Raw genomic sequence first — 18,313 nt, forward strand, 5'->3', positions numbered from 1 at the left:
AGGTGGTGCAGGTCCGCCATGAGGAGCATGTTCTCCTCGCCGGTGATCAGGCCGTCGACGGCGGAGAACTGCCCGGTGACACCGATCGCGGCACGCACCCCGTCCGGTGACGTGGCGATGTCGTGGCCCGCGACCTGGGCCTGCCCGCCGTCGGCGGTGATGAGCGTGGAGAGGATCTTCACGGCGGTGGTCTTGCCTGCGCCGTTCGGCCCGAGCAGCGCGAACACGGACCCGGCCGGGATGCGCAGATCGATGCCGTCGAGGACGGTCTTGTCGCCGTACGACTTGCGCAGACCGAGGGTGGAGATGGCGGCCGGCGACGGGTGACCGTCGGCCTGCCTGGGCATGGGCATGACAGAAGAAGCCATGGGGCCCTCCGATCGAAGGCTTGCGAAGGCTGAAGTGGTGTGGGGATGGGGCCTGTTGAGGAGGTGGCGCTCAGGCCTTGGCGCGGAAGACGTCGATGTTGCCCCAGTTGGTCCGTGCGCGGACCTTGACGGTGCCCTCGGTCTGCTCCGGGGCCTCGGACGCGGCGAGCGTGTTGCGCACCTGCCCGCGGTTGGAGCTGACGTCGAGCCAGGCGGCGGTGCCCTCGCGGATACCGACCTCGATGGAGCCGTTGGAGGCCTCCAACTGGACGTCGCCGCTGGAGACTTCGGCGACACGGAGGGAGCCGTTGGTCGTGGTGCCGATGACCGACGCGTCGGCGCGCGTGATGTCGATGCCGCCGTTGGCGCCGTTCACCCGCAGCTCGCCGGTCACGGCGCCGACGGTCGTGGTGCCGTGCGAGTTCTTCAGGACGGCGGGACCGTCGACGAGGCCGACGCGCACGCTGCCGGAGCTGGTGGTGATCTCGGCCTTGCCCTCGACCCGGTCGACGGTGATCGGGCCGTGGGAGACGGTCAGCTGGAGCGGCCCGGTCGTGTCGAGGCGGACATCACCGGTCGAGGTCTTCATCCGGACCTCGCCGAGCCTGCCCTCGCCGAGCACCTGGGCCCAGGAGCCGGTCATTTCGACGTGTGAGCCCGTGGGCAGTCCGACCGTCACGTCGGCGACGCCGGAGGACCCGATCATGCGTCGCTCCTTCGTCCTGACGGTCAGGACGCCGCTCGCGTAGGTGACCTCGGTCTGCTCGGCGGCCCGTACGTCCTTGTCCCTCTTCGGGTCGCGGGGCTGCACCTCGACGACCGTGTCGAGGCGGTCGGCCGCGGTGAACCGGATGGAACCGGCGCCCACGTGGGCGTTGACCGAGATCGGTTCGGGAGTGTCGAAAGAAGGCATGGCTGTCCCGTCCTCTTGAGTCTTTGGGGCGTCCCCGCTGGTGGGACGTGGTGTGGGTGCAGTGCTCTTTTCTTGGCGGGCGGGGGTGCGGCTAGCGCACCCAGCCCGTGAAGCTCTGTCCGACGGTCCGGGTCTTCTCCGGCGTATGCGGCCGGGGGCCGCCGTCGACCGCGGCCGACACGGCGCGCACCAGCCACCCGTTGACCGACAGGCCCTCGCGGCTCGCGGCCTCCTCGGCACGGGCCTTGAGGTGAGCGGGCAGACGCAGGTTGACGCGGGCGGTGCCGCCCTCGTCGTCGGCCGGGGCCGGGGCTTTGAACGGCTCGACCTGCGTGGCCGGTTCCGCGGGGGCCTCGCCGTAGGCGGGCGGCGGTGTCACCACGAAGTCGGGGTCGAGCCCGCGCAGCCGTACGTCGACCGAGCCGGGGGCGAGCTCGCGGGTGATCTCGTCCATCGCGTCGGAGAGCACATTGAGCATCGTCAGCCGGGTCGCCGACTCCAGGGGGGCGGTGAGCCTCTCGGCCAGCTCACGGGCATCTTCCCCGCCGGCTTCGGCGGCCACCGCGAGTTCACGGCGGAGGGTGTCGACATACGGGGTGAGGTCCATGACGCCATCATGGCACCACAGTGGCGCCATTCGCAAGCCTGGATGGCATCTCGCGTTCGGTGAGCTCAAGGTCGGCTTCTTTACCTGCGGAAACGCGAAGCGGGAGCCCCGGGCCGCTGTGGCGCCATGCGGTGCCATGCGGTGCCACGTGGTGTCGCAACAAGCCCCGAGCCCACCGGACTCCCCCCCCGCCCGTCCTCCTGGGAGGAGGAACTCTTGTGCACATGGGGTTGAGCCCTGGTGCGCCAGGGAGTTGATCCGGTGAGCTGAGCGCGTCGGCGGCGATGAGTGACGTACGGCCCGACGACTGAAGGTCTACCTCGGGGCGGCTCTGGGGGTCGGCAAGACCTACCGGATGCTCGACGAGGGGCGGCGCCGTGCCTCGCGCGGGGCGGATGTGGTGGGGTTCGCGCAGTGCCACGGATGCCCGCACACGCAGGCGATGCTCGACGGCCTGGAGACCGTCTCACGCGCGGCCTGCACCTACCGCGACGGACGGTTCGAGGAGATGGACCTGTCCGCGGTCCTCGCACGTCGGCCGCAGGTCGCGATCGTCGACGAGTTGGCCCACAGCAACGTCCCCGGCGGGGGCCGCAACCGCAAGCGCGGGCAGGACATCGAGGCCCTCCCGAGGCCGGCATCTGTGATCACCGCGCTGAACATCCAGCACCTGGGATCCCGCCGGGGGACCTGATGTCCCGGGTCACCTCCGACACGACGCTGCTGCGCGCGGTCACCACCCGGGCGGTCGTCTCCGCGGCCACCGGTCTGGGCGTGCTGGTGCTGATCGGCAGGGCCCTCGCCCTGGTGCCGAGGATCGCGCGGGCCACGGAGCGTTCGCAGGAGGCGGTGGGGGAGATCTCCACCGTGCTGGAGCGGGCCTTCGGGGCGCCACGCCCGTCGTGCCGCCGCCTGCGCCATACAGCTGTCGTCCTCGCTGTGCTCTGGGTCGGCGGGGCGCGGGCGGCGTCCGGGGCGATCTCCGTGTCCACCCTCATGGCGTTCCTGCTGTACCTCTTCTACCTGATCGATCCGGTGTCCCAGCTGGTGGAGGCCGTCACCCGGTACCAGGCGGGGCGCGGCCACGATCTCCCGGATCACGCGGGCGGAGCGTCTGTCGACAGAGTCGACAGTGCCCGCGCACTGCTGCGGCGGCCCCGCCTGCTGCTCCTGGACGAGGCGACCTCGCAACTCCACGCCGTCAACGAGCCGGCGCTGCGGGACGTCATCGCGGAAGCCGCCCGCGAGACCACTGTGCTGGTGGTGGCCCAGGCCGATCGGATTGTTGTGATGGACGCCGGACGGGTACGGGCGGTGGGCACACAAGCGGAACTGGTCGCTCACGACCAGCTGTACGCGGAGCCGGCGGCCACACAGCTGCTGGCCCCCGTCCGATGACCCCTCACACAGACGGTTGCCGGATCGTCCGGCCGGTGCATCCCCGGCCGGACAACCCCACGCGTCGACAAGTAGCGCTACGGCGGCCGCAGGGCGACGAGTTGCCACAAATTCGACGCCTGGTCCCAGGCCGCCTCTGCACCGCGCACCTGCCTCGACACCTCGCCGATGGGCCCCCGCCATGGGGCAGCGCCCCGTGTTCCTCTCATTGAATGCGCCCGGCGATCCCGGTCGCCCTGCCCATCAGCCATTCGAGCGGCCCCCGTTGGAAGAAGCGGGACCAGATGGTGGCGAGAACGGTGACGGACGCGATGAAGCCGAGCAGGATGTACAGGGGCGGGACGGTCAGTTGTTCGGTGCCCAGGAGCCAGATGGCGACGATGTGGTAGACGTACGCCGTCAGCGACATGGAGCCGACGGCAATGACGGGCTTGGCCAGGCGGCGCAGCCGGGGGAAGGCGTCCATGGCGGCCAGGCACGCGGTGATCACCAGGATCGCCACACCGGTGTTGCCCACGATGGACAGGGTCGTTTCGCTGTGCGGGGAGGCGACCAGCAGCCCGGCGGGGGTGTCGCCGAAGATGCCGGCGGTGCCGGGAGATGCGGACGACATGGACGACGTGCCCACTCCCGCTTCGCTCTCCCGGACGGCTGCGACGGCACCGGGTACGAGACGCAACGCCAGCCAGGAGCCGCCGTAGCCGGTGACGGCGAGGGCGACGCCGGTGAGGGCGAGGCGTATCCGGACAGCCGTGGCGGCCAGGTCGAGGCGGGCGACAGCCATACCGGCGATGACGAACGGGACCCAGGTCAGGGCAGGATAGCCGCCGGTGAAGAACAGCGAGACGATGCCGTCGGCCTCGCCGAAGGTGGGGAACGAGCGGTCGCCGACCAACGCCCGCAGCACGTACAGCAGCTGCGGGCCCACCAGCGCCCAACCCACGGCGATCAGCGCCAGCGGCTTGGCGCCCAGCCGGTACAGCGGCAGGACGAGCAGGAAGAACAGACCGTAGAAGGCGAGGATCGGCACGACCGGGGTGCCGGTCATGGTCAGCGCGGTGCCGAGGGCCAACAGGATCACGGCCCGGATGACGACTTTGGCGACGGCCTGGCGGCCGGCCCGCCCGGTCTTCGGTGTGCGGCGCCCGGTGATGAGGGCGACCGCGAAGCCGGCCAGGACGGCGAACAGAGCGGAGGAGCGGCCTTGCGCCGGCTCCATCAGGAAGCCGATGACACCTTCCTGGCCCGGGGCGGGGCCCACATGAACCGCGTACATGCCGAAGACGGCCAGGCCTCGGGCCAGATCCAGCCCGACCAGTCGGCCCACGCCGGGCGCGCCCGGCGAGGGCTTGGTGCGCTCGTGTGCGGGGGACGGTGCGTCGGCCGGGAGCAGCGGGGAGTCCGGGGGATGCGTCATGCCACTCAGGCTGGAGACCGGACCGATCATGGAGTATCCGACGGAAGGCCGTAGTGTCCCTGCCGACTGGTGGGTGATACCCCGCCGGGTGGCTGGAGCTGCGGTTCGCCGGGTCACCAGGGCCGACCGGGGGCTTTAGGGTCGAGGCGGCAAGTATCGGACGGCTTGGGCGAAGGTGAGGCGGAGCGCGCTTGATCCGGGTAGTGGTGGTGGACGACGAGGCGCTGGTCCGCTCGGGGTTCGGGCTCATCCTGGGCGCGTCCGAGGTCATCGAGGTCGTCGCGACGGCGAGCGGGGGCGACGCGGTGGAGACCGTCCGCCGGGAACGGCCCGACGTGGTGCTGCTGGACATCCGGATGCCGGACGTCGACGGGCTCACCGTGCTGCGCGAACTGCGGACGATGCCGGACGCTCCGGTGGTGGCGATGCTGACGACGTTCGACGCCGACGAGTACATCCTGACCGCGCTGCACTCCGGCGCGGCCGGGTTCCTGCTCAAGGACACCGAGCCGGAGCAGCTCGCCCACCTGGTGCGCACCCTGGCCGCGGGCGGCGTGGTGCTCTCCCCCAAGGCTTCGCGGACGCTGCTGCACAGCCACCCCGGCACCGAGGCGGTCGTCGACGAGGAGGCGGCCCGGGTGCGGCTGCTCACCGCCCGCGAGCGCGATGTCCTCGTCCTGGTGGCGGAGGGCCTGTCGAACGCCGACATCGGCGCGCGTATCCACCTGGGCGCCGGCACGGTCAAGGACCATGTCAGCGCCATCCTCACCAAGCTGCGGGTGACCAGCAGGGTGCAGGCCGCGCTGCTGGCGCAGCGGGCCGGACTGCTCGATGAGCGCCCGCAGCCCAGGGCCGGACGATGAGCCGCGCCCCCGCACTGTGGCAGCGGGTGCCCGCGCCGGTCGTCGACCTCGTCCTGGTGTCGGTGGCGGCCGTGGACGTATGGCTGAACATGTGGGACCACACACGACTCGGCCTCGCGCTGGCCGCGCTCGGCTGCGCCGCGCTGGCCTTCCGGCGCAGGTTCCCGCTCGGCGTGTTCCTGCTCACCCTGCCCATCGCGCTGATGCAGGATGTCGCCGTCGCTGTGCTGGTGGCGCTGTTCACCGTGGCCGAACGCTCCCGCAACCGACGTCTGCTCGCGGGGTGCGTCGCCCTGTCCGCCCTCGCGGGCAGCATTCCGTGGACCCTGACCGAGTACGACCGGACCATGACGCTGGTCATCTTCGTGTACAACCTGGCGACCGCCGCGGCCCCGGTCCTCTTCGGCCAGCTTCTCCAGGCGCAACGGGACCTGGCGCGGCGGCTGGTCGAGATCGAGGAAGCCAGGGAGCACGAGCAGGTGCTGCATGCCCAGGCCGTGCTGGCCCGTGAACGCGCCCAGCTGGCCCGCGAGATGCACGACGTGGTCTCCCACCAGGTCAGCCTGATCGCCGTACGGGCCGGAGCCCTGCAGGTCGCCACCCAGGACGCGGACGCCAAAGAGGCCGCCCGCACGATCCGTTCCCTGAGCGTCAACACGCTCGACGAACTACGCACCATGGTCACACTGCTGCGCGCCTCCGGCGGCCGTGCCACGGAGCTGACTCCCCAGCCCACCCTGGCCGACCTGCACAAACTGGTGGAATCAAGCGGCACTCAGGCGGAGCTGTCGGGTGAGCTTCCGCCCGCCGTGGGCACACCCGCACAACGGGCCCTCTACCGGACGGTGCAGGAGGCGTTGACCAACGTCCGCAAACACGCCCCCGGCGCCACGGCCCGCGTCGAACTGTGGCAGGACGGCGACGACGTCGGAGTGACCGTCACCAACACCCCGCCCACACGCCCCTCCCTGTCCCTGCCCGGTTCACAGCAGGGCCTGGTCGGCCTGCGGGAACGGGCCGACATCCTGCACGGCAGCCTGGAGGCGGGCCCGACCGCGGAGGGCGGCTACCGGGTGCGGCTGCGCATTCCCCTCAGCACGGACTGAGAGGTCGTATTCACCTGTAGTGCGGTGTTAACTTCTGGTTTGCGCTGCCTACTGGCGTGTTGTGTATGAGCCTGTAGCGGCGATTCTTCAGGCAGAGGCGGGTGGGGTGACTGCTGGGGCGGGAGTCGGCTTGTGCCTGCCGGTGCTGTCCGCCTGGCGCTTCGAGCGCCGGGGCCCGGCTACTTCGCCAAGTGGCAGAAGGACGGCATCTTCGCCCAGCTCAACGGTCTGCTCAGGGAGTTGGTGCGTCAGCTGGAAGGCAAGCGCCGCCACCCCTCGGCCTGCTTCTCGCCGTGCTGGTCACCGCGGCCGGCGTCCAGGACTCCATCGCCGGCCGAATCCTCCTCGATCGGGCCGCCGCCGACCACCCCACCCTGCGCAAGGTCTGGGGCGACGGCGGCTACCGCAAACACTTCGTCGAGCACGCCGCCGCCCTCGGCATCGACCTCGAAATCGTCCAACGTGCCCCCGGGGCCAGGGGATTCGCCCTATTCCGAAGAGGTGGACGGTCGAGCGGACCTACGGCCGGCTGATGCTCCACCGCCGCCTGGCCCGCGACTACGAAACCCTCCCGCACCGTTCCGAAGCCGTGATCCACCTCGCCATGACCGACCTGATGGCCCGCCGCCTCACGCGCGGCGTGGACTACGACGGGGGGCTGGGCCCAGTACGCCGTCGCCCGCGAGGACACCCTGCTCCCGATCCTGGACGGCGTGCCCTTCGACCAGGCCGCGATCATTCCCGACGCGGTTTCCACCCCGTACGCCGCCATCGTGGATCGGCATCTGGGGTGCGGGCGGCCTGGGCGCGCACGGCATCCGGCTCGCCCGCATGGTCGGCGCGGCCCCGATCATCGCCGTCGACCCGCTGTCCACCGCCCATGAACGCGCCCTCGCCTTCGGGGCGGACGTCGCGCTGGACCCGGCCTCGACGGACTTCGCCGAGGCGGTGGACCAAGCCACGGGCGGACGGGGCCTCCAGGTCGCGTTCGACTTCGCGGGCGCCCCCGCGGCCCGCGCACAGGCCACCGCCGCGCTCGGTGCCGAGGGGGTCCTGGTCCTGACAGGGCTCACGCCGGAGCCGATCACCATCGGCGACAGTGTGGGCTTCTGCTTCCAGGGCAACCAGATCCGCGGCCACTGCGGCTCCGAGCCCAAGCACGTGGAAGAGCTCATCGGCCTGGCCTCCGCCGGACGGATCGACCTGGCCCCGCCCATCACCGCCCATGTACCCCTGGCCCACGCGGCGGACGCCGTCGCACGCCTGGAGAGGAAGATCGGCGACCCGGTCCGGCCCGTACTCACGCCCTGACTCCGCGGCCCTGCCCGTTCCAGCGACGAGATGTCCGAGCCGCTCGGGAGGCGCGGGGCCGCTGCGTGCGGTGCAACGCACCGTCTTGCCGAAGCTTTTGAATCCTCCCTTCCCTGAAGGGAAGGGGATTCCTGGCTCAGGCTGCCTCCTGGAGCAGCGCTCCAGGAGGTCTTCCGCCATCAGCACCAGCCGGGTTGAGACCAGCCCGGACGAGCATGACGCGGGCGGAATTCTTGTCCTGTGGGGACACATCTCCACACGCGGTACAGGTGTAGGTGCGCTCGCCCAGTGGCTGGGGGTCCCCCACGCCCTTAAGGCAGTGGGGGAGCGTGCTTTGCTCTCGCATCGCAGTGCGCGCAGTCCATCGTGGGTGCGCGGGGTGTACGAGGCGGATGTCCCGCCCGTGCTTGCGGCCCATCTCGATCAGAGCAGCCTTGGTGGCGCCGACGGCGGCGTCAGCGGCCTTGCCGGCCATGGTGCCTGGGCGACGCATCTCACAGCAGCTACGTGACACCGGATTCGAGCTACCGACTTTGTCGAATGATAAAGTCTGTCGAACGGGTGCTCGCGGCATTCCCTGCCGCTCCGTGCACCCCCCCTGCCCGCAGGGGCATGGCGAGGACCCTCTTCGAGAAAGGACCCCAGCTCATGCGTGTGTTCATGGACGAACCGGTCGAGAGAATGAACGGCCCCTACGCCCGGCGCTGGTGGGCTCTGCTCGTACTCTGTCTGAGCCTGCTGATGATCGTGATGGCCAACACCGCCCTCACGGTCGCGGCTCCCTCGATGACCCAGGACCTCGGCCTGACCAGCACGGACCTGCAGTGGGTGATTGACGGCTACACCATCCCCTACGCCGCCCTGATGCTGCTGTTCGCCGCGATCGGCGACAAGTACAGCCGACGCGGCGCGCTCGTTCTCGGGCTCGTCCTGTTCGGCGGCGGAGCGATATGGGGTTCACTCGTCGACAGTGCGGCCGGGGCCATCGCGGCCCGCGCGGTGATGGGTGTCGGTGCGGCGCTGATCATGCCCGCCACGCTCTCCCTGCTCGCCGCGACCTTCCCGCGCGCCGAGCGGACCAAGGCGATCACCTTGTGGGCGGGCACCGCCGGGTTCGCCATCGCCGCCGGACCGCTGATCGCGGGCATGCTGCTGGAAAGCTTCAGCTGGCAGTCCACCTTCCTGATCAACGTTCCCGTGATCGCCCTCGCCATCGCCGGCACCTTCGTCCTGGTACCGCCGTCCAAGGCCACGCACGCGCCGCGGATCGACTACGTCGGCGGACTGCTGTCGGTGGTGTGGATCGCCGCGCTGGTCTTCACACTCATCGAGGCCCCGCACGGCTGGGACGCCAAGGCCCTCACGGGCACGGTCGTCACGGTCGTGGGGCTCGTGGGGTTCGTCCTGTGGGAGCTGCACCACCCGCATCCCCTCCTCGACCCGCGCCGCTTCGCGAACCGCGCGTTCACGGGTGCCAACATCGCCGTCGTACTGTTCCTCCTCGCGGTCTTCGGCGCCTTCTACTACCTCACCCAGCACCTCCAGTTCGTCCTGCAATACGACGCGTTGGAGACCGGCATACGCATGCTGCCGCTCGCCGGCGCGGTCTTCGCCGGCTCCGCCCTGACCGGCTACCTCACCCCACGCATCGGCATGAAAGCGACGATCGTCGCGGGCATGGCCGGCGGCACGCTGGCACTCGCGCTGCTCACCCAGGTCGACAAGTCGTCGTCGTACGCCGATTTCGTGGCACCCCTCATCGCACTCGGGCTCGCGATCGGCCTGGCGCTCTCGCCCTGCACGGACGCGATCATGGGTGCGTTCCCTGAGGAGGAGCTGGGCGTGGGCAGCGCGGTCAACGACACCTCGCAGGAACTGGGCGGGGCGATCGGCATCGCCATCCTCGGTTCGCTGCTGTCGACCTCGTACTCGTCGAACCTGTCGGACGCAACCGCGGGCAGCAAGCTCCCGGCCGACGCGCTGAGCCAGGCGCAGGACTCGGTCGCCGCCGGGTACGGGGTCGCCGAGGGCATCGGCGACCAGGCACGGCAGCTCGCCGGACAAGCAGCGCGGGCGACCGACCCGCAGCAGGCCGCGCAGCTCCAGGAGCAGGCCGGCCAACTCACCGACAGCGCGCACCGGATGGCGGACGCGGTCGGCTCGTCCTTCGCGGACGCGGTGGCCCACACCAGCCTGGTGGGCGCGGCGATCCTGGGAGTGGGGGCGGTGTCCGTGGCCCTCCTGCTTCCGGGCAAGGGCCGTAGTGCAGAAGCAGGGGCGGAGAATACGGCCAAGGCTGGAGCAGGGATCAAGACCTCGGTCGCTCAGGAGAAGGAGCCCGAGTTCACTCACTCGAATCCGTGATCCCCCGTCATGTTCCTCGCGGTCCCGCCGGAGGCCGCCGGCCTCCGGGCCCGGTGTGACTGTTCTCCCCTGTCGATCGGTCGGCCTGGGGGCGGTGTCACCGGGCTCGGGGGCGCTGCTCCGGGCGACGGGGGTGTACGCCGTACGAGGACGAGCACGCTGTCGATCGCGACGTCCCGCCACACGGCCTCGGCTGGGCACAGCCGAATCAGCGAGCTGACGATCCCCTTCGCCCGTGCCTTCGGGCCCGCGTCAAGCGCGAGCACGGCGTGGCGCCGGGGCAGTACCGCACGAGCCGGCACCCATGAGATTCAGGGGCCCCGGAACCGGACTCCACCGCCGGTCGTCGTCGAGCTCGGTCAGAACGCCGGGAGGGCCACGGGACTCAGCTGACCGCGTGCCAGCGCCACAACGGCGGCGATGAAGGCTTGCAGGCACGTTGCCTCAGCCTCTTCGTCGGGATGGGCCAGGCGCTGCATAACGAGCCCGTCGAAACCGGAGAGGAAGAACCGCGCGACTGTTTCTGCGGGCTGGGCCAAGGGCTGACCTGCGCGCTCGGCCGCCTGCGTCACGAGCCTCGCCGTCACTTCGACCACGCCACGGTAGTGGCTCTCAAGGGCTTCGCCCAGCGCGGGCGTGCGGAGTGCGAACATGCTCAGCTCCGAGAGGAGGAGGTGGTGGCCTGGCTTCTCGCGCACCGTCCTCCAGAGGGCTGAGGCCAATGTGCCGACCGCCTCCTCGAATCCAGCATCCTCCGGAACGGCCTGCTCGACCTGCGCCAGCAGCTCCGCCGTGAGCTGTTCCATGACGGCGCGGTAGAGCTCTTCCTTCGTGCCGAACGTGTAGTGCACGGTGGCTTGAGCGACGCCCAGTTCGGTGGCGATGGCACGTGTGCTTCCGGCCGAGACTCCTTCTCTCGTCATGAGGTCGATGGCTGCTTTGATCAGCTGAGGGCGGCGCTCGGCCGCTGGGACGTGAGCCATGGGCTCATATTACCGACTTAGTCTCACGAGCAAGTCGATTGAACAAGAAGCTGTTGGTCGCCCTGTCGCAGGCGGGGCCGCCGTCCCCCGGGGCCGGCCCTGCCAGGCATGACGTCCCGGCCCGTACGTCGGCCGATGATCCGAGGGAAGTGTCGGGCTCCTTGTATCGCCCACGGTGTGTCATGCCTCCGCAGGCGGCGGCAAAGGCATCGGGCCGGCGGACGCGATGAACGTGGCCCTCGCCTCGGCCTACCGCACCCACGCCATGTTCACCAACGACCGGTACTTCCGCAGGCACGTCGACGGGCCCGGCGTCCCGCACTTGCTGTTCAACAGCACGGCATGCCAAGGGCCGCCCAGCGGGAAGCCGGGCGGCCCTCAGGATGTTGCCGCGACTGGCGGTGGCTACTCCTGTGCGTGCCGAATGGCGTCCAGCACGATGTGTGCCACATGGTCGTCGGTCAGGCTGTACCGCGTCTCACGGGCCTGGCGCCGGGCTGTGACGATTCGGGAGGTGCGCAGCACCCTCAGGTGCTGGGAGACCAGGGGCTGGCTGACGCCGAGGGCGGTCACCAGCTCGTGCACGTACTTCCCGCCGTCGGCCAACTCGCGGACGATGCCCAGCCGGACGGGTGACGCCAGTGCGCGCAGCAGGTCGCTTGCGGCCTGCAGGGTCTGTAGCGGCTCGTCCGCCGGGGGAGGGGAAGTCGTTACCATATGCAGACATTAGCATATGGCAACGATTTCCAGTGTGGCGGTTGATCGCTCGGTGGGGGCGAGGTGTCAGTGGTCGTCCCAGTGTCCCTCGTGGGCCGCGTGACGGTGACCGTCGTGCACGTAGTCGGTGTGGTCGTCGTGCGGTACGGCGACGTGGCCGCAGTCCTCGCCGTGCTGGTGGTCATGGCCGTCGTGCACGGCGTGGCCGGTTTCCGTGCACTCGTCGATGTGGTCGCCGTGGACCCGGTGGACGTGGCCGTCGTGCGCGTAGTCGGTGTGGTCCCCGTGCGGGAAGGCGACGTGGCCGCAGCCCTCGCCGTGGGTGTGCGAGTGGTCCACGTGGGTGCGGTGTTCGGTTGCGGTGGCCATGGGGGCTCCTTGTGCGTGGTCGTGCGTCCGCGGCTCTCGCTGCGGGCAGTGCATGGCGACATTAACATATAGCGATTACTGCATGCGTTGGTGGTCCGGCGGCGGACTTCTGGTGAACTCGGGGCGTCCATGGCCGACTTCGATGCGGGCGAGCCTGTGGGCCCATGGAATCGGCGTCAGCGCACTCGCCGCTCCTCGAGCGGTGCGGCACGCAGTCGTCCGGCGGTGTCGCTCGGCAGGTGCGGTGTGTGGCCCACCAGGCGGGCGGAGTTGGCGACCACGGCGATGCTGCTGGTGTTGTGCAGCAGGGCTGCCAGGACGGGGTTGATGGAGCCGCCCGCACCCGCGATGAGCCCGGCGAGGTTCACGCCGATGGACAGCGTGTAGTTCTGCCGTACGACACGCAGGGTGTGCCGGCTGAGTTCCACGACGGCGGGGACATTACGCAGGTCGTTGCCGGCCAGGGCGATGTCGGCGGTCTCCAGGGCGACATGGGAGGAGTGGGCGCCCATCACGATGCCGACGTCGGCGAGCGCCAGGGCGGGGGCGTCGTTGGTGCCGTCGCCGACCATCGCGACGCTGTGCCCGTCTGCCTGGAGGTCGCGGATCAGCTGGAGTTTGGCCTCGGGCAGGGCGTGGGCGTGTACCTCTGTGATGTCAAGCGTGTCGGCGACGGCCTGGGCGGTCTCGGGCGCGTCACCGGTGAGCAGCACGATGCGGGTCACCCCGAGGTCGGTGAGCTGGCGGACGACGGTGTCGGCGCCGCCGCGTACCGCGTCGGACAGGCCCAGCATGCCGATCAGTCTCTCGTCGTGGGCGAGGCAGATGACGGTCTCGCCGCCCGCGCGCAGTCGGTTCGTCCACTCCTGGGCGACCTCGGAGAGTTCCAGGCCGTGGCGGCGCAGCAAGGCGGGGCTGCCCACCAGTAGGCGGGTGCCGTCGAGTTCGGCGCGTACGCCCATGCCGAGGACGACTTCGCAGGCTTGGTGGATGGGGATGTGCAGGTGCTGTTCTTCGGTGCGTCGGACGATGGCCTCGGCGAGCGGGTGCCGGGCGTGCAGTTCGCCGGAGGCGGCGAGGCTGAGCACCTCGTCGGCGGTGACCGTCTCGTCGAGGGTGACGACGCTGGTGACCAGGGGGCGGCCGAGGGTGAGGGTGCCGGTCTTGTCGAAGACCACGGCGGTGACGCGGCCGATCCCCTCCAGGTGGGTGCCGCCCTTGATGAGGGTGCCGCGGCGGGCGCCGTTGCCGATGGCCGCGCTGATCGCGGTCGGGGTGGCGAGGCCCGCGGCGCAGGGGCAGGCGATCAGCAGCATGGTCATCGCCCGCCTGGCGTCGCGGGTCAGGACATAGGTGACGCCGGCGAGGGCGAACGAGACTGGTACGAAGCGGCGGGTGAAGGCGGCTGCGACGGTCTGGATCGGGGCGCGGTCGGCCTGCGCCTCCTCGACCCGGGTGATGATCCGCCCGACGACCGTGTCCTGCCCGACCGAGGTGGCCCGGATGGTCAGGGAGCCGGTGGTGAGGAGGGTGCCCGCGTAGACCTCGCCACCGGGCTGGACGTAGACCGGGAGCGCCTCGCCGGTGATCGCCGCCTGGTCCACGAGCGCCTCGCCGGACTCGACGATGCCGTCGACGGGGATGCGGTGATGTTCATAGACCGCGACCACGTCGCCGGGTCGTATCTCCGCGAGGTCAACCTCCACCTCGACGCCGTCGCGGACCAGCCAGACCCGCTCCTCGCCGATGGAGAGCAGTTCCTCGATGGCGCGCCGGGTCCGCCGCAGGGTGATGGCCTGCAGGAACTCGCCGATGTTGAGCAGCCACAGCACCATGAGTGCGACCACGTTCTCGCGCAGCACGAGTGAGATCACGGTCGCTGTCGTGACGAGCAGATCGGTGCCGGCGTGGCGTCTGCCGCCGAGGGTGCGTGCCGCGCCGCGGAAGAACGGCAGCCCGGTGAAGACGGTGACCGCGCCGAGGAGGCCGGCCGAGCCCGCCGGGGTCCATGGGGGCCGGCCGAGCAGCCGTCGTACGCCCACGAGAGCGAGCACCGCGCCGCCGACCACCAGCCGCGCGACCTCCCCCGTGGAGGAGTCGGGTACGGACCGGCTGGCCCTGGCGGGCACTCCCGGCGGCGGCGCCTCGTCCAGGGCGGCGACCAGCCGGTCCACATCGACCAGGTCCGGCTGTACCCAGACGATCACGCCACCGGTACGCGGGAAGATCCGCAGCGCCCGGAACCCCGGCAGATCGGTGAACCGCTCGTCGACGATCCCGGCACAGCCCGGCCGCGCCCGCAACCAGGGAACCATCAGCCGGACGCGGCCCGCGGCGGCGGACCGCACCACGACACCGGAGCCGGCGCCAGGCCCGGATCCTGGAACGACGGACGCGGAACCCGAGGCCGAGGCGGAGCCGGAACGGGGCAGGGGAACGTCGCCGGGTGCGGACATGGCGATCGCCTCTCAGCGTTCGTGACCGGTCAGCGCTCGTGACCGGTCAGCGTTCGTGACCGATCAGTGCTCGCGGTCGTGTCAGTGCTCGTGATCGTGGTCGTGTCCCTCGACCCCGACCGCCGAGGGAGGCGCCGCCTCCTCGCCCAACTGCTCCCTGGCCTCGGCCAGCAGGTCCCCCGCCTTCAGGCGGGCCTCCTCGGCGGCCTCCCCGAGCCGTCGCCCGGTCGTGATGCCACCGGCGATACCGCTGACCAGAAGCCTGCGGGCCGCGGGTTTCGCCTTGGGGGCGGCCTTGGCGGCGCCCCGCAGTACCAGTACACCCGCGGTTCCGGACAGGGCATAGTGCGCGATGCGGCCCACGGCCGCACCTGCGAGAGCGGCGGGATGCATCGTGGTCTCCTTCGCGGAACGGATTCAGCCGTCTTCGACGCGGTATGTCAATTGTCGCCCCATGAGCGATATTGCGCACCAGTCTCACCTGAGCCGGAAAGGCATGCGGAGGGTAAACTTTTCGGTAATGAATGCCATGTTGTATGACTGAGAGATGGTCTTGACACTCGTTTCCACCTAGCGTGGTGCTGAAGCCGGGACCGGCTGAGCTCGGCGGATACATCACCGTGCCGCGGAGGAATCCATGCGTGTGTCCTCGTCCCGCTGTTGGGCGTTCACAGCCGGCATCTCCCTGGTCTTCCTTGCCGGTTGCGGCAGTTCGTCCGATTCCAGAGGTGAGGACGAGGCCGCGCAGCGCCCGGCCGCCTCGTCCTCGGTCCCGGTGGTGGCCTCGACGAATGTCTACGGGGACATCGCCGAGCAGATAGGCGGCGGGAAGGTCCAGGTCACTTCGATCATCAGGGATCCCGACCGGGACCCGCACTCCTACGAGGCCAACACGCAGAACCAGTTGGCGCTGTCCAAGGCGAAGGTCGTCATCGAGAACGGCGGCGGTTACGACGACTTCATCGACCGCATGCTCAAGAGCGGCGGTTCGTCCGCCGAGGTGATCAACGCGGTCGATGTCTCCGGGAAGAGCGCCCCTGCGGGCGGAGAGCTCAACGAGCACGTCTGGTACGACTTCCCCACCGTCGCCAGGCTCGCCGACCGGATAGCGGCCGCCCTGGGCAAGGCGGCACCCGACGACGCCGCCACCTTCACGAGGAACGCCGGGACGTTCAAGGCGAAGCTCAAGCCCCTGGAGACGAAGGAAGCGCAGATCAAGGCCGACCACGGCGGTGAGCCAGTGGCCATCACCGAGCCCGTACCGCTGTACATGACCGAGGCGAGCGGACTGGTCAACAAGACACCGGAGGAGTTCAGCGAGGCGATCGAGGAAGGCGACGACGTCTCCCCGCGGAGGCTGCAGGAAACGCTGGCGCTGTTCACCGGCAAGCAGGTGAAAGCGCTGGTCTACAACGACCAGACCACCGGCCCGCAGACCGAGAAGGTCGAGCAGGCGGCCAAGGCCGCCGGGATCCCCGTCGTCCCCGTGACCGAGACTCTGCCCGAGGGCAAGGGCTACGTCGGCTGGATGACCGCCAACGTCGACGCGCTCGCGAGCGCTCTGGGCAAGTGAGGGTCGCTGTGGCGTCGTTGCCCCGCGCCAGAGAGGCCAGGATCGACGATCCTGGGGCCGACGCCGCGGTGATCAGCCTGCGCGGAGCTGCCTTGTCCTACGGCGAGCGCGTGCTGTGGCAGGAGATGGACCTCGACGTGTGGCCCGGGGAGTTCCTGGCGGTGCTCGGCCCCAACGGATCGGGCAAGACCAGCCTCGTGCGCGCCCTGCTGGGGCAACGGCGGTTGTCGGCGGGCACGTTGACGGTCCTGGGCCACCCGCCCCACGGCGGCAGCCGGCACATCGGCTACGTCCCGCAGCAGGCGACGCTGTCCGCGCACGCCATGCTGCGGGCCCGCGACCTGGTCCGCTTCGGCATCGACGGGCACGGCTTCGGGCCCCGACTGCGGACGCGCGCGGTGCGTCGCCAAGTGGACGAAGTCCTCGAGTCGGTGGGGGCCGCCGCCTACGCGGACGTCCCGGTCGGCCTGCTCTCCGGCGGCGAACGGCAGCGGGTACGCATCGCGCAGGCCCTGGCGACCGATCCCCGCATCCTGCTGTGCGACGAACCCTTGCTCTCCCTCGACCTGCACCACCAGCGGGCGGTCACGGAACTGGTCGATGCCCGACGCCGCTCCCACGGCACGGCGGTGGTCTTCGTGACCCACGAGATCAACCCCGTGCTGGGCATGGTGGACCGCGTGCTGTACCTCGCCCGGGGTGGCTACCGGGTCGGGACACCCGACGAGGTGCTGACCTCCGAGTCCCTGTCGCAGCTGTACGGCACACAGGTCGATGTCATCCGCGTCCGGGACCGGATCACGGTCGTGGGGGTGCCCGACGAGGCGACGGCACCGGCGCATCACCATGAACCACCCCGCGGAGTACTGCCATGACGATGGCCGACGGTATCTGGCAGCAGATCTTCAATTTCGACAACTACGGCGAACTGCTGGACCTGGTCCGCAACTCCCTCGTCGCCGGCGCCGCCCTCGGCCTGATCGGCGGCCTGGTGGGCGTTTTCGTGATCATGCGGGACCTACCGTTCGCGGTGCACGGGATCAGCGAGTTGTCGTTCGCGGGCGCCTCGGCCGCGCTGCTGCTGGGCGTGAACATCGTGGCCGGCTCGATCGCGGGGTCGCTGATCGCGGCCGGGGCGATCGGTCTGCTCGGCTCCCGCGCCCGGGACCGCAACTCGGTGATCGGCACGCTCATGCCGTTCGGCCTCGGACTGGGCGTGCTCTTCCTCGCGCTGTACGAGGGGCGGGCGGCGAACAAGTTCGGCATCCTCACCGGACAGATCGTCACCGTCGACACCCCGCAGATGTCGTGGCTGCTCGGCACGTCGGCGGTGGTGCTCGTGGCGCTGGCGGTGATGTGGCGGCCGCTCGCCTTCGCCAGCGCCGACCCGGATGTGGCCGAGGCGCGAGGTGTGCCGGTGCGGGGGTTGTCGTTCACCTTCATGCTCGTGCTCGGCCTCGCGGTTGCGCTGTCCGTGCAGATCGTCGGCGCGCTGCTGGTCCTCAGTCTGCTCGTCACGCCCGCGGCCGCCGCGGCCCGGATCACTGCCTCGCCCGTGCTGCTGCCCGTGCTGAGCGTCGTCTTCGCGATGGCCTCCATCGAGGGCGGCATCCTGCTGGCCTTGGGCAGCTCCATCCCCATCAGCCCGTACGTCACCACGATCTCGTTCGCGATCTACCTCGTGTGCCGGCTGGTGGGTACGTACCGGACTCGGCAGTGGGGGGCCGGGAGAACGGTTCCCGAGCCCGGCTGACGCTCAGGCGGACCACCCGCGCTTATTGAAAACGATTTTCGAGACCGGTACTGTGTGTACGTCGTATACCTCGGGCATCCGGTCGTTCGGCTGCCCGGGTCCGGTGTGTGCAAGG

General features: G+C 70.2%; 16 protein-coding genes and 5 pseudogenes. 10 read left to right on the forward strand and 11 right to left on the reverse strand.

Annotated elements, in window-relative coordinates; all coding sequences use genetic code 11:
* The 3 genes from ADL12_RS07405 to ADL12_RS07415 all read right to left on the reverse strand — a co-directional run.
* Positions 1–368 (reverse strand): ATP-binding cassette domain-containing protein (locus ADL12_RS07405; RefSeq protein ID WP_425265077.1); only part of this gene is annotated, 368 nt, incomplete at its 3' end.
* A gap of 70 nt (positions 369–438) precedes the next feature.
* Positions 439–1,281 carry a DUF4097 family beta strand repeat-containing protein gene (locus ADL12_RS07410; RefSeq protein WP_062699818.1) on the reverse strand — a complete coding sequence of 281 codons (843 nt, stop codon included), beginning with the start codon at positions 1,279–1,281 and terminating at the stop codon, positions 439–441.
* A gap of 91 nt (positions 1,282–1,372) precedes the next feature.
* The gene (locus tag ADL12_RS07415) at positions 1,373–1,888 is read right to left on the reverse strand and encodes a hypothetical protein (protein ID WP_062699820.1); all 516 of its coding nucleotides are present in this window, start codon (positions 1,886–1,888) and stop codon (positions 1,373–1,375) included.
* Between the two features lie 284 nt (positions 1,889–2,172).
* Between ADL12_RS07415 and ADL12_RS54865 the strand changes: the two are divergent.
* Positions 2,173–2,567, forward strand: a pseudogene (locus ADL12_RS54865) (histidine kinase); the annotation flags it as partial.
* A 2-nt stretch (positions 2,568–2,569) separates the two neighbouring features.
* Positions 2,570–3,286 (forward strand): annotated as a pseudogene (locus ADL12_RS54870) (6TM ABC transporter family protein); the annotation flags it as partial.
* A gap of 205 nt (positions 3,287–3,491) precedes the next feature.
* Here ADL12_RS54870 and ADL12_RS07430 read toward each other — a convergent pair.
* A complete protein-coding gene (locus ADL12_RS07430; RefSeq protein WP_062700010.1) occupies positions 3,492–4,703 on the reverse strand; it encodes a DUF418 domain-containing protein in 1,212 nt (403 codons plus the stop codon).
* Between the two features lie 203 nt (positions 4,704–4,906).
* Here ADL12_RS07430 and ADL12_RS07435 point away from each other — a divergent pair, with 203 nt between their 5' ends.
* Positions 4,907–5,566: a response regulator gene (locus ADL12_RS07435; protein WP_062699826.1), complete on the forward strand. Its 660-nt coding sequence runs from the start codon at positions 4,907–4,909 to the stop codon at positions 5,564–5,566.
* Entirely contained in the window at positions 5,563–6,672 is a 1,110-nt protein-coding gene (locus ADL12_RS07440) for a sensor histidine kinase (RefSeq protein ID WP_062699828.1), read from the forward strand. Before ADL12_RS07435 ends, ADL12_RS07440 begins: the two co-directional genes overlap by 4 nt.
* Before the next feature lie 248 nt (positions 6,673–6,920).
* On the opposite strand, the gene ADL12_RS58395 is transcribed toward ADL12_RS07440, so the two are convergent.
* Positions 6,921–7,133 carry a hypothetical protein gene (locus tag ADL12_RS58395; protein ID WP_425265079.1) on the reverse strand — a complete coding sequence of 71 codons (213 nt, stop codon included), beginning with the start codon at positions 7,131–7,133 and terminating at the stop codon, positions 6,921–6,923.
* 20 nt (positions 7,134–7,153) lie between these two features.
* On the opposite strand from ADL12_RS58395, the pseudogene ADL12_RS58400 reads away from it, so the two are divergent.
* Positions 7,154–7,222, forward strand: a pseudogene (locus ADL12_RS58400) (hypothetical protein); the annotation flags it as partial.
* Between the two features lie 78 nt (positions 7,223–7,300).
* Positions 7,301–7,983: pseudogene (locus ADL12_RS07450) on the forward strand (zinc-binding dehydrogenase); the annotation flags it as partial.
* 136 nt (positions 7,984–8,119) lie between these two features.
* Here the strand turns inward: ADL12_RS07450 and ADL12_RS56195 are convergent.
* Positions 8,120–8,461, reverse strand: a pseudogene (locus ADL12_RS56195) (RNA-guided endonuclease TnpB family protein); the annotation flags it as partial.
* Between the two features lie 170 nt (positions 8,462–8,631).
* Here ADL12_RS56195 and ADL12_RS07455 point away from each other — a divergent pair.
* Positions 8,632–10,347: an MFS transporter gene (locus ADL12_RS07455; protein ID WP_062699833.1), complete on the forward strand. Its 1,716-nt coding sequence runs from the start codon at positions 8,632–8,634 to the stop codon at positions 10,345–10,347.
* Between the two features lie 359 nt (positions 10,348–10,706).
* Here ADL12_RS07455 and ADL12_RS07460 read toward each other — a convergent pair whose 3' ends face one another.
* The 5 genes from ADL12_RS07460 to ADL12_RS07480 form a co-directional block, all read right to left on the reverse strand.
* Positions 10,707–11,330, reverse strand: coding sequence for a TetR/AcrR family transcriptional regulator (locus tag ADL12_RS07460; RefSeq protein ID WP_062699835.1), 624 nt, complete (start codon positions 11,328–11,330; stop codon positions 10,707–10,709).
* 405 nt (positions 11,331–11,735) lie between these two features.
* Positions 11,736–12,047: an ArsR/SmtB family transcription factor gene (locus tag ADL12_RS07465; protein ID WP_062699837.1), complete on the reverse strand. Its 312-nt coding sequence runs from the start codon at positions 12,045–12,047 to the stop codon at positions 11,736–11,738.
* A gap of 66 nt (positions 12,048–12,113) precedes the next feature.
* Positions 12,114–12,416, reverse strand: a complete 303-nt coding sequence (locus ADL12_RS07470) for a hypothetical protein (RefSeq protein WP_062699839.1) — start codon at positions 12,414–12,416, stop codon at positions 12,114–12,116.
* Between the two features lie 176 nt (positions 12,417–12,592).
* On the reverse strand, positions 12,593–14,872 hold the full coding sequence (locus ADL12_RS07475) for a heavy metal translocating P-type ATPase (RefSeq protein ID WP_079051900.1): 2,280 nt from the start codon (positions 14,870–14,872) through the stop codon (positions 12,593–12,595).
* Positions 14,873–14,953: 81 nt separating this feature from the next.
* Complete coding sequence (locus ADL12_RS07480; protein WP_062699841.1) at positions 14,954–15,265, reverse strand: DUF1490 family protein; 312 nt, start codon at positions 15,263–15,265, stop codon at positions 14,954–14,956.
* Between the two features lie 244 nt (positions 15,266–15,509).
* Here ADL12_RS07480 and ADL12_RS07485 point away from each other — a divergent pair, with 244 nt between their 5' ends.
* The 3 genes from ADL12_RS07485 (at position 15,510) to ADL12_RS07495 (ending at position 18,198) form a co-directional block, all read left to right on the forward strand.
* Positions 15,510–16,445: a metal ABC transporter solute-binding protein, Zn/Mn family gene (locus ADL12_RS07485; protein WP_062699843.1), complete on the forward strand. Its 936-nt coding sequence runs from the start codon at positions 15,510–15,512 to the stop codon at positions 16,443–16,445.
* 68 nt (positions 16,446–16,513) lie between these two features.
* Entirely contained in the window at positions 16,514–17,320 is an 807-nt protein-coding gene (locus ADL12_RS07490) for a metal ABC transporter ATP-binding protein (RefSeq protein WP_062700013.1), read from the forward strand.
* Complete coding sequence (locus tag ADL12_RS07495) at positions 17,317–18,198, forward strand: metal ABC transporter permease (RefSeq protein WP_062699845.1); 882 nt, start codon at positions 17,317–17,319, stop codon at positions 18,196–18,198. The genes ADL12_RS07490 and ADL12_RS07495 overlap by 4 nt, the downstream gene beginning before the upstream one ends.
* The last annotated feature ends 115 nt before the right edge of the window (positions 18,199–18,313 follow it).

Origin of the sequence: Streptomyces regalis, from assembly GCF_001509475.1 — a bacterium.
In the GTDB taxonomy this organism is placed as follows: Bacteria; Actinomycetota; Actinomycetes; order Streptomycetales; family Streptomycetaceae; genus Streptomyces; species Streptomyces regalis.